Raw genomic sequence first — 14,039 nt, 5'->3', positions numbered from 1 at the left:
CCATCTTATGTTGATGTCCCTAAGATATCTTTCTCCGCACCAAAGGGGTTTTTTAAGAGTAGATAAATCTCTTATTCTGCACCTTGTGATCATAGCGGTATTAACGCACCTGTTCTTTTCCCGCTTCACCCTGGGCCACGGGCTACTGTACGGCTGTATTCCTGCTGAGTATTACATGGTGGATAACCATGATAAGAGTTATGAAATTGGGGACATGATTAACTTCACCATGGACAGAGATGTTCGATTCATTAAACCAGGTGATAAGGTAATAAAAATCGTTGCTGGTAAAGGTGGGGACAAAATCCAGATTACAGAAACATTCGTCAAAAACGGAGAACGTATTTTCCCGGTGGACGGCAGACGTATTGCCAAAAAATATCAGATTGACTCGCAGACATTGAACCGTGAAATTACGGTTCCCGCAGGTCACATTTTCGTTGTAGGCCAAACCGATTACTCATGGGATTCCCGTTTTTGGGGAACAGTACCAGAAACGACAATCACAGGAAAAGCATATGCCGTATTCTGAATGCCTTAAAAAGTTACTTTTTTGCTACCTTTTAGCCACCCCTCTGTCATATGCAGATGACGCGATTAACCCTTCGAAACCGCAAAGCATGGAGTCTATTGTCGGTACACCTCGATACAATCCCAGCTCGGTTTCTGACAGTGTTCGTGCAGTAATAGAGCACACTGGTAAGATGCGTGAATCTAATGCAATGAGTGATATAGCGCAGGACATTAAAAAGAATCAGCCTACTGAGGCCTATGCAGAAGAAGCCGACACTATCAACAATTCGAAAAACCAGACAATGCGAACCCAGTCTTCTAACGTTGAAAAAATGTTTGGGAAGTCGGGTATTACGGCACAGGATTTCGAACGTAAATTAGATAACAACCGAAATGAAGAGCTGTCGACAGATAACGGGTTAACAATTTTTGCATCATTTAGTATGCCAGACTACGTATTAAATGACCTGATAAAGACGGCATCTGAGAATAAAGCACGTGTTGTTTTCCGTGGACTTAAAGATGGGGTAGATAACCTCATTCAGATGCAGGTAGTTTTGAAAGCCTATATCGCCAATTCAAAAGTTAAAACAGAGCCGTTAGTAACCCTCGATCCAGAAAGCTTCACCCAGTACGGTGTGAAAGAAGTTCCTACGATGGTTTACAGAAAAGATGATAAGACCTACAAAATCAGTGGTTCTATTAACATTAAATATTTCATGAAACAGATTGAGGAAGATCCAGACAGGACGACCTTCCCGGTGACAGCTCAAACATTCCCTGTTAAAGAGAAAAGCATTATTCAGGAACTCGAAGAAAGAAGCAGCAAATATGACTGGGAGGCGGCAAAAAGAAACGCCATTAAAGACACCTGGAACAATCAGTGGATGGCATCACTTCCCGTTACTGATGAAAATAAAATCTGGTACATCGACCCGACTATTCAGGTTAACCAGGACATCAAAGACAACCAGGGCAACCTGCTGGCCGCAGCAGGGCAGCGAGGCAACCCGCTCGCACAGTTCCCGCAAAAACTGACGATGATTATCTTTGATCCAATGAGCTCTGAGCAGCTCGACTGGGCAAAAATACAGTTTATGCATCGTTTTGGGGAAGGTAAGGTTATGCCTATCTTTACTCGTCTGAAACGGGATGACGGCTGGAAACACCTTGAAGAGCTACGGGGTCAATTTTACGGCCAGATGTACAAAATTAATCCTGAAATCATTAATCGTTTTCTCATTAAAGCCACACCATCAATAATTTCAGTTGAAGGGGCCTATTTTAAAGTCCAGCAATTTGCTCAGGCAGATGTGCGTGAATATACCCGCGTAAACAAACAATCAGAGAAAGGAATTGCGGAATGATTAAAAAGTTACTTTTGCCCGCATTTACTGCCCTTATGCTTTCTCTGGCGCTCCCTCGTATGGCAATAGGTGCTGAAAACGGTAGTGGTATTTGTCAATCAGCTGGCGTATGGAAAGGGCTAATCAAAAATATTTGCTGGAGCTGTATTTTCCCTATGAGAATTATGGGAGTAGGTAAAGCACCAGAAGGAGCAGCCCCTTCAGAACCTGTTTGTTTCTGTACTGACCAGAACGGGGTTCCTGAGGTTGGCTGGCAGCTTTCGTTCTTTCAACCAGTAAAAATGGTTGAAGTAGTTCAGTCCCCGTGGTGTTCACCAGTTCTCGAAGGTGTAAGCCTGCAGGCATCGAGTTTTGATATGGGCAAAGGCGCTACCAATAAACCGAAAGGTGGTAACGAAGCGGGGTTTTATGATGTTCATTTATGGGAATTCCCGATACTGGTCATGCTAAAGCTTCTCATCATGGGGGATTGTACGGCCGAGCCATACATTGATCCGTCTCTGACATATATAAGTGAGGTAGACCCTCTTTGGGAAAATGACCTTCTTACGCTCGTTCTGAATCCAGAGGCTGTAGTGTTTGCAAACCCTATTGCTTCTATGTGGTGTGCAGCAGACTGCGTCAAAGTGACTGCAGGGGCAGATAACTTGAGTGCACACTTTTGCGCCGGATGCGATGGCAATCTATATCCGTTAACGGGCCACGTATTTGCGAACGACGATTCAGTCAGAGTTTCATCTTTGCTGACACAACGAATGATAACAAAACTTCACAGACAAGGAATGCTGATGCAAACGATGGGTAAGGATGCGATGTGTGAGCGAGGATTTAGTTACTTCATGCCAAGATCGCAATATCGTTTGTCGATGTTATACCCCGTTCCGGAAGCAGAAGGGCCTGAGTGTTGCCATCGATTAGGTGATTCAGTCCATGACTGGTCCACTAGAAAAGGCGGGCGTAAACGAATAGGTGTTAATAACTACGTATATATGCTGTGGAGATATAATGACTGTTGCGTTAGATATATCCCTTGATAACGGTAAAACATATGAAAAAAATTATTTCTTTGATTTTATCCGTATCCATAATAACTAACACACTGAGTTGGGCATATTATGTCACCCTGATAAACATGGTATTGACCCCAAGGGTTTATGCCGCAAACGAAATATATGAGAGTCTTGAAAATACCTTTGACCTAAGTAACCCCGCTGCAAACAGAACCGCAACGGTTACGACAGATAATATTCTGGAAAAATATAAGAGTAGTGAAGGGGGTTCATACACTGAGAAACTGAATTCATACGACAACACTGGCTCTTCAAGTGTTGATATGAGTAAGTACAGTGGTAAGCAGTTTTCTAATGAGGATGTATTAAACTTTGCAAAAACAGACGGAGCTGATATAGCAGGAACAGTTTCACTTCCAAAGATGAGTGGGAATAACATAACAATTAATGGAACTGAAAATGGAGGAAAGTTACTTTCCCGGAATGAAGATGGAAGTATATCAATTAAACCTAACCCTAATGCTGGTGGCAGAATAACGGGCACCAATACGGCTGAAATGTACAGTTCAGAGCAAAATAATGCTGATGTTCAGTTTAATGCAGATGACAGTTATGGGGATGAGAAGGGGTTTGTAGAGGATATTAAAAACAGGAAAAGTCAGCTTTTTACAGCAAACAGCTATGACGGCCAGGCCTACCGGTCGCTGGTGTCTGCTACCAAGTCGAATCCTATACCTAATATTTCACCAAATGACCCTATGTTCACGAGTGGAAGAAGCGAGATTGCCAATGCAGCAGCCGGAACAGGGCAGTGGCTACAGAATTGCTCAACGCAGACAACTACTTCAACAATTGACAAACACACTCCAGATTATAAGGAGTATTACTGTAATGCACCTAAAAAGGATAATTACAGCAGTTGTACGATAACTCGTGAATTTAGTGTTCCTGTATACATTTCAGGAGGAAATGGCGACCTAAGCGTATGTGGTGACAATTGTATAAGAGTCTGGTTCGGACGACATGGTGATGACTATTTTGATGAGGGCGTGCATGAAAATAGTATGTCACTTCATTTTCACCAGGATGCTGTCATTAAATCTGCCAAAATAGTTTCTGCAGAATGGGATGATCACATGCAGGTCAAAATAGATAACACCCAAATTTTCGCACATATAGATGGTGAATATCGTGATCCGGGTTATGGTTCGCCAAGAAATGGTCTTGAGAGAAAAACATCAAATAAACTACAAGAGCCTATTGATGTTACTGAACAAGTCAAAAAATCAGTATACGATGAGTCAGACAATGAAGTTGAAATGTCATCCACTGTATGGGTAGGTGGTAAAGGCGAAGGGTATTTTGAAGTAGAATTGATATTTGAAAATATTAAACTTGAAGACAAACACATACAAGAACCAGCAGGGTGCTATGAAGCTGTAAAAAAAACAGACTCATTTTGTCGCTTTGATAGATTTAACGATTTGGATGTTGGAACAAAACGACTACCACAGTCTATTCTGCAATATGCGTCACCTCTTTATGACGGAGACACAAACAATATAACCTGGAAAACAAACCTAGAAGGTTATTTCTGTGACCCACTAGGAAAAGAAAAATTATGTCAGTATGACGCATCAGGTAATATCTTGAAAGATGCTGATGGGAATGATGCCTGTTACAACTACGATGATATAAAGACCATGCCAGATGCATGCTCCAAATACTCCACAAACTCGTCGTGTTCGATGTCAAAACAATCGTGTGCAGAAGGATGGTTCGATGAAGGCACGAATCAATGCTATATGTATGAACAAAAATGGACTTGCGATGAAGGCACAACAAGAACCGTTACTATTACTAATGAGTCTAATACTTGCATAGGTATGATCCCATGTTCTGGTGGTACGTGTAATACTGGTGCAAATGAGGAAAATAAAGATTTTGGAAAAGTTGTTGCCTACACAAGCATGGTCCAGAATATGCAGGGTGACGCAATGTGCAGCGACCCAAATGATTCAAACTCCTGCATTGTTTTTTCTGGTGAGAAGCAATGGTGCGGTCGCTCTGTAGGTTTTGTTAATGGACTCGCAAAAACTGACTGCTGCGAAGCTCCTGAAGGAGCAGCTGGTAAGCTTGAAGCCATTATCCTGGCAGGTACCATGTTGAGAAATACAAACTGGAGTAAAATCTCAGCTAAGTTGACGACCTGGACTGGAGGCGAATCCGGTACCTGGGCCTCTATGACTAATTCAGTAGGGCAATGGACGTCCGGAGTATCGTCAAGTGTGGGTCAAATGTGGCAACGAGTGACCGAACCCCTGACGTCAGTGTATGAGTCAGTTACAGGCAACGTTTCTAAACTGATTGGATCAACCACAGTAGAGGGGGGTGGTTCCGCAGCCGCAACTGAGCTTACCAAAGACGGGTTACAGACTGGAGGACTCGCTGCAATTAAACAGCAGTTAATGAATAAAGCTTACGACATGTTACCCGACGCAATTAGGGACTTTGTTTTTGATAAAACAGCAAGTGCAGCCGGGCAGGCTGTTTTTTCCTCAGCTGTTACCAACTTTATGTTGGCCTTGAATGTTATTGGTTGGATTTATACAGCTTATCAAATAACAAAAATGCTTCTCGAAATGCTTCTTGCCTGTGACCAAAAGGAAATGGAGGCATCAATACACAAGAATCAAGGAGCATGTTTTGTAATTGATACCGACCGTTGTGTTAAATATCTGAACGTTGGATTCACAAAGAAATGTATTAAAAAAGCAACTGATATGTGTTGTTACAACTCGTTATTATCGCGAGTTATAATGCAGCAGGCTTATCCTCAATTAGGTATTAATCCCATAGAAAGTGGTTGTGTAGGGTTAACCATATCTCAGGTTCAGCAACTTGACTGGGATAAAATAGACATGACTGAGTATATTGAGTCTGCCGTTGTAGCAGGGGAGGTCCCCGATGAATATGCAACATTTACAGAAAGCTCAGTTGCTAACATGGGTCCTTATAAGAACGACAATGCACAGTTACCTTCTGAAAGAGCATTAGAGTCAATGGGTGGTGATGTCAACATGACAAAAGCTAGGGAAGAGAATACGCAGGCTTTGAAAGCAGAAAATGTTGACTGTTCATACTTACCAAGACCAGCAATCTGCGATGTAGGTTCAGTTTACACGGACCCTATTACCGGAGCTATTATCAAATAACCATCTGACCGGGTATAGCCCGGTCAGATTATAATATTTTTAATCAATGCCTTTTTTTAAAGGGAATTTTTTATATCCTAAACCACCCTTGATAAAGTAATATTCTCCGCCATTTATAGATACACTTGCATAGCCCGGGGCCGTTTTTGGTGTTTGAGGCATTAGTGTAAACCCAGGGAAACCAGTGGTATCAAAAGATAGTCCCTTCACCATAAAGTAGACATATCGTATAACTGTATAATTACCAGCTTTCATATGTAATTCATCTAGTTCTGACCCAGTGGCTGGACGGATTACTTGATACTTAAAGAAGGTTGTTCCATTACTACCAGATTGCGGTACTTCAGTTTTAGTCTCACACGTATCCCAAGGCCCCATAAAGGACTTACTTATTGTACATTCAGAAAGAGCTTTGATTTGTTGTGAGTAAGTAGCATTGTTTAGTTTAGGATGATCTTTGATAGCATCGATAATTATTTTTGCCCCATTTTTTACAAGTGCCGAATCATTGTATGGAAGTTTAGTTGGGTTTGGCACGAAAACGACAAATTGTGGGGTCTGGATGTATTCCGCATCTGCTTCACTATAAAGTGATGCGGTAAACATCCCAATTCCAGCTTTGAGTCCGCCGGTGATAGCTCCTGTCGCCGTGTTCAAAAGCATTTTAGAGGCAAGCCCCTCATCGACGCCTCCAGAGGCATTCTCAGCTTCTTCGACGTTTACCTGAACCCCAGCCAACGAATACGCGTTTACTGCTAGGGATTTCTGAGGATCTGAGTGCCAGTAGACGTCATGCATTTTAGTAAACATGCGGTTTTCCGGACTGGTTGGTTGCGTAGCACAACCTGCAAGAAGTGTGCAAGCCAATACAGTGGTCAGTGTCTTTTTCATTTAAGTGTCCCAGTGGTTTATTTAATTTTATTATTCCATATAAAATTCATTGTGCAAGGGGGTATTTTTTGTTCCAGCTTTGTTTTTGTCATAAACAGTGAGAGTTTATAAGAGTGAACTGAGTTAAGATTGATCTTCTTATGTGCAAGTTAATTACAGATGAGCAAACATTAAAATGAATAAAAATTGACAACCTTCTTAAATAGACACTATTCCCAAAAAAATCCTCCTGATTGTGTCATGATAAACACTTGGAAATATAGGAGCTAAGATGGCATCGAGTACTGAAGAACAAGACCGTGTTATACGAAACATGGATAAAAACACTATGGTTATAGCCTGCCCAGGAAGTGGGAAATCATTCACGATGAAAGAAGGTACAAAGTCCATTTTTCAGCGCCATCCTTTGGCAAGGGTTTCTCTAGTCACCTTTACCCGGGCAGCGACAGACTCATTAAAAAATAGCCTCCAGAAAATGATAGAGCCTAAGTTTATGAGTAGGATAGAGGTAGATACTTTCCACGGGTTTATAAAAAAAATGGTTAACCAGTCAGGCTGGAACGGTGGGCTGCTGATTGGTCACAAGCAAATGGCAATGGTTTCCCGAGTTCAAAAACACCTTAACTACCATGAAGGTGTCTACGACATTATGCCATTCATTGACGGGATTGGTCGTGAGCTGAACCCAGACATTATCAGGATTAAATATACACGCGAACAGGTGGCCTTCTACAACGAGTACATGAACTTTTGCAAAAAGGATAATGTTGCTGACTTCAACTCACTATCAAAGTATGTAGTGGGCATGTTGAGTGCCGACAAGATGAGACCATTAAGCATCACGCATCTGATTGTTGATGAAGTGCAGGACACCGATAGTATTCAATTTACCTGGATATCTGAGCATGCAAAGAGGGGAATCAACACAACGATTGTTGGAGATGATGACCAGACCATCTACAGTTTCAGAGATGCCGGTGGTGTAAAGATTTTTCGTCAGTTTGACAAAGCATACAACCCTAACGTTTTTCACCTGACAAAATGTTTCAGGTGCGCTCCGCTGATCCTCAAGTATGCAGATACCGTTATCAGGAAGAACAAGGCCCGTTATGAGAAGAGCCTCGTTTCTGGCAGAAAAGGTGATAAGGGGAAAGTAACTTTTATACGGTCAGCTAACGCTGAGGACCAATTCGATGTGATTAAGGAGCTGGTGGAGCGAAACCCTCATGACTGGGCAATCCTCAGCCGAAACAACACAACCCTAGACAAGATGGAAAGCTACCTTGAAATGCCTGTAACAAGGATAGGGGGTAAATCATTCTGGGAAGGGTTAGAGCCAAGTAACATCCTTCACCTGTTCTCCTTTTTCCGACAGCCTGGCAACATTGGGCTGATGAAAAGAGTGCTGTCCTTTTTCAATGAGGATGAGCAAATTCTGGATATGGTCTGGAAAACCATGAGCACCAGAAAAGTAACTTTTCAACAAATTGACCTCCCTCATGATGTATCTGTTCTTACAAAAACGCTTCATAAGCACATGGTATCGATGATGACAGATACACTGATAAAAGAAGAAATTGAAGACCGTTTTAAAAAAATCAAAGATTGGCTGGGGATGGCCGGTTACAAGATGTCGAATACAAAAGGAGACCCGTCTGTAACCCGTATCTCTTTAATGTCCTGTTACCGATGGGCCATAAAAGATGGATGGCTCAAGATGCTGAATATTGCAGCTGGAATGACCATGGGAAGTAAAAAGGAAACCAGTGAAACAGAGCAAAACGGGATCTGCCTCTGTACGCTTCATGGCTCAAAAGGACTCGAATGGAAAAAAGTAATCATCATTAACTGTAACCATGATCAAATACCTTCACCGAAGGTTATTGGTGAGGAAGGAATAGAAGAGGAGAGACGTTTGTTTTTTGTTGGGATGACCAGGGCAGAGCTAGAGCTTTACATTACCTGGAATGGCAAACCATCAGAATTTATAACTGAGTCGTTCCCTAAAGTTGTTGAGTTATCAGAAGAAAATGCAGTTATCGAGGGTAATGAAGATTTGTGTTTACAATGAAACACGAATGATGTATAAACTTCTCAATAGATTTACTTTTAATACCTTTATCTCTTCTAAGATATCCATAAATGGATAGCTCAATTTTGAGTTTCGACACCAGAGCCTCTTCCAAAAAAAAGTGGCGCTGGTGCGATTTCTCACATCTGTATTTCCACAACTCGTAGCTTAATTACTTTTTTAAAAGTGACTTTCTACGGACTTTTTAATGCCAGAAAAGTATAAATTCAGGCGGTTTGTTGCTTCCGGGTGATAAACGACGGCATTCGCCAATTTCAACAAAACTGTAAACACGGTTCAATTGAATTAACACTAAATTTAAAGGTATATAAAATGACTACTTCTACTACTGCTAAATCTACTGCTAAATCTAATGCTACAGCTGCTACTCGTGCTAAAAGCTCCACTACTGCTAGAACTTCACGACCGGCTGCTAACAAAATTGATAAAGACTCAATTTTGATGGCTCATGCTAAAGCATTTTATGGTGAAGAAATCCCACCATCAAATACTGGTAGTGATATATCTAAATTAGAAAAGGGCTCTGATAACGATAAGACATACGTCTGGTACATGACAGAATCTGTCAGCCGCGTAATCGAGTTAAAAGCGCTTGAAGAAAGTTCTAAACTGAAGCATTTAGTTGGTTGTGAACGTTCTGTAATCTATAGCGTTAATGTTGGTGATGCATTCATTAAGGAGATCGACCTCGATGAGGCTGAGCAACTTCTTGAAGAGTTTCCTGATATTCCGCGTGAAAAAAACCTCGAAGATTTTTTGTCATCTCTAGATAAAAAATTTGTTGAGTTGAATATTAGCTCTATCATCACATCAGAAAATCTTAACTTCGGTAAAGAAAAACTGATTAAGCTTGGAGCTGTTAAAGTGGGTCAATGGCTTGAAATGGTCTTAGATGAGGTGCATGTTTTTTATAAACGTCAGCACTTTATTGAGACTGTTGAATCCCCTCATCAGGACCTCAATGACCTTTATGGTAAATTGAAGCCTTTGATGCAGGAGTTTGGCCTTAAGGATAAGCATTATGACTTATCTTTCAAAGAAATGATGATCCACAAAGTAAATGGTTTTGATTTTGTTGTTGCTGATTTAATGCCTCGCCTGCTTAAGCTTGAAGCATCATTGAAAGATGATGAATTGAAAGCCCGAGCAGCAATGGAAAAGAATCAAGATAATGAAGTTATGATCGAAGCTAAGAAAGACGATCTTAAAGACTCAGGTAAACTCTATGATGTAACAGTTTCAAGAGTACTGAAAGGTTCTGCTTGTGCTCTTATTGCATATGGTATCTCTGTTAGTCTTTATAATTTTTTTAGTTATTCTGGTTTTTTTTAATTCCTTTCTTGTTTCAAGGGAAGGTGATTAAAGATGATTGCATTAATATTTAGTTTTGTTATTTCATTTCCGTAAGGAGAAAAGAGACTCCTTCTGGGTCTCTTTTTACTTTTTTAAAAGAGACCTAATATGTATACAAATCACATTAATACCGTTTGCGTATCCGGTGAAGTTAATAAGGTTATTATTCGTCCTGAATATGACACTATTATGCTAATACTGGATAACAAACAGGAAATGGATAGAAATGGTAAAATAGAAATGGTAGTTTCATCGATTCAGGTGAAAATACCTCAAGACCTGTATGATAAGGAGTTTAAAGAGATTATACGAGGCGATAACCTGATGATATCTGGTTGTCTGGTGACGGATAAAGTTCACTCTGGTGAATTGACTGTTGTAAGAGTCCAGGCCCAGAAATTGATTCACAGAGCTCCTAAGCCTATTGAAGGTTTCGGCGGTTCCCGGTTCTTAACACGTTAATAATTTTTTACCCCCTACTGGGAGAAATCCCATTTGGGTTTCTCCTTTGGAGAACCCTATCATGCATTTAAGTAGTAAATTTAAAAAGATTGTGAATGAAAACCAACTTAGTTTCAGATTCTTATTTGAAGATGAAGAGGTTAAGGAAAAGGTATATATACCTGTGGAGTCAAGCTCAATCGATGAAGATGATGGTAACAACGTATCGTACCATAACTACCAAGAGCTCGATGATTTCAGTTGGTCCGATGAACATATCTCCACGTTCTTCTACAAAATAATGGAATCATCGTTTGTAACTGTTCAGTACCATATAGACCAGTCTATGGTTTATAAAATTGATGCCCATGGGTTTCGATATTTAACTCCCAAATTAAAAATTGAGTTAGATTGGTATTGTACAAAACAATTTCAAATTGTGTGTCATCGTTTTGGATATGACCCTGATGAAATTATTAGTTTTATTAAGTCGCGACTTTTACTTGAGATACGAACAAGAGAGTCAATGCAAAATCTTATTAAATCATTGGAAACTGATAACTTAACATTTTCTCATCCCATCAAAGGGCCGATTAAATGGACATATTTCCTGGATGAAAGATATTGTGACACAAGGAGATCATTGATAATCCGATGGTCAATAGCTGACAGATTGAAAATCTTAAAAAAGATTTTCGACGAGCAAATGCTTATCCTTGATTATTTAAGTGAAAATGGCGCTTGGACACTGGATCAAAGTACCGATTCATACGTTCTCAAAACAGAAGCTGTTGATTATATTCTGTGGTTACATTCTGATGCTTGTAAGGTCATATCTCATGCATACGGTTTTGACTACGGATTACTTTTCAGCACTTCCAAAGCTATTATCAAAAACATTTAATTTTATACATATCTAATGGAGTTATATATGACACACGCTACTGCTGCTAACACCAATGCTAATGTTCTGACTTTGAACGCAAACTCTGATTTAGAAATTAAATATTTCAAAGCTCATGAGTTAACCAAAGCAAAGGAATACATGGATGAGGAGGAATATATTGTTGTCCGTGCAAACGAACATTTTAATGTAGACTGCTTTAACGAAAATGATTTTATACCCATTTTCAAAAAAGTTACGCCTTATCGTGCTCCGTTAAACATTAAATATCGTCCGAACCCGATCACCCTACGCCGTACGGTGAAGTTACTTTTAAATAATGAGGTAACTGCTGGTATCTGCCTGCAAGGAGAGTCTGGTTCTGGTAAAACGGAGTTAGCATTATATATCAGCCATATGCTGAACTGGCCTATCACCATCAAGCAAATTAATAATGAATTATCTGTTGATGACCTTGAAGGTATGAGAACGTTAGAAAATGGCAATACACATTATGTCTATAGTGACCTTGTGCAAGGCTATCGTGATGGGCATATCATTCTTCTTGATGAGATTGATAAAATAAACCCAGATACGGCCGCTAAGCTTCATATGCCGCTTGAACGTAAACCGTGGGCAACTGGTAAAGAAGGTGGCGAGTTGATTTATGCAAATCGCTTTACCCGTTTTATCGGTACCGCTAATACCAACATGAGTGGAGAGGATATGCGTTTCGCTTCATCACAGTCCCAGGACTCTGCATTTATTAAGCGTTTTTTAATATTGCCGATGATTCGACCTGATGAACAAACTATGTATTGTGCAGCCGAAGCCCATTTTCCTGATTTAAAACCTTCATGTTTAAGAATGTTTGCAAAAGTTGCTTTTGAACTTAACAATCTCAAAGATGACGAACTGGTGATGGATATTCGTGAATTGATTTCATGGATTTCTACCTCCAAAGTCCTTGATGAAGAAATTTCTGTTGGGTTTAAAATTGCATTCACTTCTAAGTTATCTTCTGAAGCATGTAGTAGAGCTGAAATTTTGCTTGAACAACTGTACCCGGAAGAAGTATCACGTTCAGTTTCGCAATTGTAATAGATACCTATTTTAAACAAACAATTTAACCTACCCCCACCGGGAAATATATTTCCCTCTGGGAGATATTTTTCCGGTTTATACTGGAGAAATATCATGGCTAAAGTCAAAATCACTGCTATTGCTGATACCTCTGAAATCAGTAAATCTGTTCAAGATTTTATCGACCGTAATCCTGAGTTACAAGATGGTGCCGTTATTATTAAGGTAGATGTCGAAGGTTGTCAGGGTCGTCGTAGAACCGATGAAATACGACAGTTTCTTGATGAAGATGAAGTATCAGACCAGTCGAGTGTGAGCAAGGTCGAAGTCCAATGGATTTCAACTAAAGCGTTGAACTTTAAAAGCGCTGTTCACACGCGATTGAGTACACTCAAACGTAAATACTGCATTCCGTTCAGCTCTATGAATATACTCCCAACTTCTAAGCTGGAAGAGTATTTAATTGAAGTTGAAGCCGTCCGCGAATATTTCAAGGAAGGAATTCAGAATGCTCTAGATAACTATGAATATTACATTCAGATGGAAAAAGATAGAAGTCCAAAACTCGCAGACTTAATTGAGAAATTAAGAATGACAAGAAAGGATTTCGAAAATTCATTTCTTTTCCAGATTAGTCACCCAATTCCATTTACACCAATGTCAATTGATGGAAACGATTTAGGTGATCGCTATTCAGTCGGATTAATTCAAGATATTGCTCTGACTGCTGAATCTATTTATGCTTCCTGCACCAAGCCTAAGATTGACCAGGCTTTTGTAGAAAAGTTGTCTAATTTAAAAGATAAGGTTGTGAGTTTTATGTTTCTGGATAATCGTGCAACTAAAATTGCGGATTCTATCCAAAGCGTACTAAACCATCTTCCTTCTGGTAATCTGGATTCACCACTTCATATGAGTTTGTTCCGCGAATGGTTGTTACTGTTAAGTGATACTAATCGTTTGAACAAAATCATGGATGGTGACGATCTTGTGACTAGTTTTATCAGCGAAATCAAAAATCGTTTTAACGATTTAGATGACCAATTAGCTAATAAAACTGGATCCAAATTTGTTGATCCTTTTGCTACAAAAGTAACCCAGGCTAATACCCCGGCTTCTACTTTACCCCCGGTCTCGAATACTGATGCGGTACAGAAAAAAGTAACTTTCTCTACTCCATTGAATTTTTGA

The 14,039-nt window shown here is 40.0% G+C and carries 11 protein-coding genes; 10 read left to right on the top strand and 1 reads right to left on the bottom strand.

Going from position 1 to position 14,039, the window contains the following annotated elements; translation table 11 throughout:
- Nucleotides 1–7: 7 nt before the first annotated feature.
- Genes lepB through traN form a run of 4 tightly spaced genes read left to right on the top strand, consistent with a single transcriptional unit; the run spans nucleotide 8 to nucleotide 6,105 of the window.
- Nucleotides 8–532: a signal peptidase I gene (gene lepB, locus Q1L34_RS26500; RefSeq protein WP_014839944.1), complete on the top strand. Its 525-nt coding sequence runs from the start codon at nucleotides 8–10 to the stop codon at nucleotides 530–532.
- A complete protein-coding gene (locus Q1L34_RS26495; RefSeq protein ID WP_014839943.1) occupies nucleotides 519–1,880 on the top strand; it encodes a TrbC family F-type conjugative pilus assembly protein in 1,362 nt (453 codons plus the stop codon). Before lepB ends, Q1L34_RS26495 begins: the two co-directional genes overlap by 14 nt.
- A complete protein-coding gene (gene trhU, locus Q1L34_RS26490) occupies nucleotides 1,877–2,914 on the top strand; it encodes an IncHI-type conjugal transfer protein TrhU (protein WP_014839942.1) in 1,038 nt (345 codons plus the stop codon). The genes Q1L34_RS26495 and trhU overlap by 4 nt, the downstream gene beginning before the upstream one ends.
- A gap of 14 nt (nucleotides 2,915–2,928) precedes the next feature.
- Nucleotides 2,929–6,105 (top strand): conjugal transfer protein TraN, encoded by a 3,177-nt coding sequence (gene traN / locus Q1L34_RS26485; protein ID WP_024266358.1) that lies wholly within the window; start codon nucleotides 2,929–2,931, stop codon nucleotides 6,103–6,105.
- 39 nt (nucleotides 6,106–6,144) lie between these two features.
- On the opposite strand, the gene Q1L34_RS26480 is transcribed toward traN, so the two are convergent.
- Nucleotides 6,145–6,996, bottom strand: coding sequence for a hypothetical protein (locus tag Q1L34_RS26480; RefSeq protein WP_024266357.1), 852 nt, complete (start codon nucleotides 6,994–6,996; stop codon nucleotides 6,145–6,147).
- 271 nt (nucleotides 6,997–7,267) lie between these two features.
- Between Q1L34_RS26480 and Q1L34_RS26475 the strand changes: the two genes are divergently transcribed.
- The 6 genes from Q1L34_RS26475 (at nucleotide 7,268) to Q1L34_RS26450 (ending at nucleotide 14,039) form a co-directional block, all read left to right on the top strand.
- Nucleotides 7,268–9,067 (top strand): UvrD-helicase domain-containing protein, encoded by a 1,800-nt coding sequence (locus Q1L34_RS26475; protein WP_024266356.1) that lies wholly within the window; start codon nucleotides 7,268–7,270, stop codon nucleotides 9,065–9,067.
- A 333-nt stretch (nucleotides 9,068–9,400) separates the two neighbouring features.
- A complete protein-coding gene (locus Q1L34_RS26470) occupies nucleotides 9,401–10,420 on the top strand; it encodes a hypothetical protein (RefSeq protein ID WP_025999333.1) in 1,020 nt (339 codons plus the stop codon).
- A gap of 129 nt (nucleotides 10,421–10,549) precedes the next feature.
- Nucleotides 10,550–10,903, top strand: a complete 354-nt coding sequence (locus tag Q1L34_RS26465; RefSeq protein ID WP_017901142.1) for a hypothetical protein — start codon at nucleotides 10,550–10,552, stop codon at nucleotides 10,901–10,903.
- A 61-nt stretch (nucleotides 10,904–10,964) separates the two neighbouring features.
- On the top strand, nucleotides 10,965–11,786 hold the full coding sequence (locus tag Q1L34_RS26460) for a hypothetical protein (RefSeq protein WP_017901141.1): 822 nt from the start codon (nucleotides 10,965–10,967) through the stop codon (nucleotides 11,784–11,786).
- A gap of 27 nt (nucleotides 11,787–11,813) precedes the next feature.
- On the top strand, nucleotides 11,814–12,866 hold the full coding sequence (locus Q1L34_RS26455; protein WP_017901140.1) for an ATP-binding protein: 1,053 nt from the start codon (nucleotides 11,814–11,816) through the stop codon (nucleotides 12,864–12,866).
- Between the two features lie 96 nt (nucleotides 12,867–12,962).
- On the top strand, nucleotides 12,963–14,039 hold the full coding sequence (locus Q1L34_RS26450; RefSeq protein WP_024266353.1) for a DUF3150 domain-containing protein: 1,077 nt from the start codon (nucleotides 12,963–12,965) through the stop codon (nucleotides 14,037–14,039).

The organism is Klebsiella ornithinolytica, assembly GCF_030505655.1.
In the GTDB taxonomy this organism is placed as follows: Bacteria; Pseudomonadota; Gammaproteobacteria; order Enterobacterales; family Enterobacteriaceae; genus Klebsiella; species Klebsiella ornithinolytica.
Note: the sequence above shows the minus strand (reverse complement) of the source record. Positions and strands in the feature narration are given on the sequence as shown.

Coding starts and splice junctions, on each gene's coding strand:
- lepB (WP_014839944.1), top strand. CDS start 8: ATGTTGATGTCCCTAAGATATCTTTCTCCGCACCAAAGGGGTTTTTTA.
- Q1L34_RS26495 (WP_014839943.1), top strand. CDS start 519: ATGCCGTATTCTGAATGCCTTAAAAAGTTACTTTTTTGCTACCTTTTA.
- trhU (WP_014839942.1), top strand. CDS start 1,877: ATGATTAAAAAGTTACTTTTGCCCGCATTTACTGCCCTTATGCTTTCT.
- traN (WP_024266358.1), top strand. CDS start 2,929: ATGAAAAAAATTATTTCTTTGATTTTATCCGTATCCATAATAACTAAC.
- Q1L34_RS26480 (WP_024266357.1), bottom strand. CDS start 6,996: ATGAAAAAGACACTGACCACTGTATTGGCTTGCACACTTCTTGCAGGT.
- Q1L34_RS26475 (WP_024266356.1), top strand. CDS start 7,268: ATGGCATCGAGTACTGAAGAACAAGACCGTGTTATACGAAACATGGAT.
- Q1L34_RS26470 (WP_025999333.1), top strand. CDS start 9,401: ATGACTACTTCTACTACTGCTAAATCTACTGCTAAATCTAATGCTACA.
- Q1L34_RS26465 (WP_017901142.1), top strand. CDS start 10,550: ATGTATACAAATCACATTAATACCGTTTGCGTATCCGGTGAAGTTAAT.
- Q1L34_RS26460 (WP_017901141.1), top strand. CDS start 10,965: ATGCATTTAAGTAGTAAATTTAAAAAGATTGTGAATGAAAACCAACTT.
- Q1L34_RS26455 (WP_017901140.1), top strand. CDS start 11,814: ATGACACACGCTACTGCTGCTAACACCAATGCTAATGTTCTGACTTTG.
- Q1L34_RS26450 (WP_024266353.1), top strand. CDS start 12,963: ATGGCTAAAGTCAAAATCACTGCTATTGCTGATACCTCTGAAATCAGT.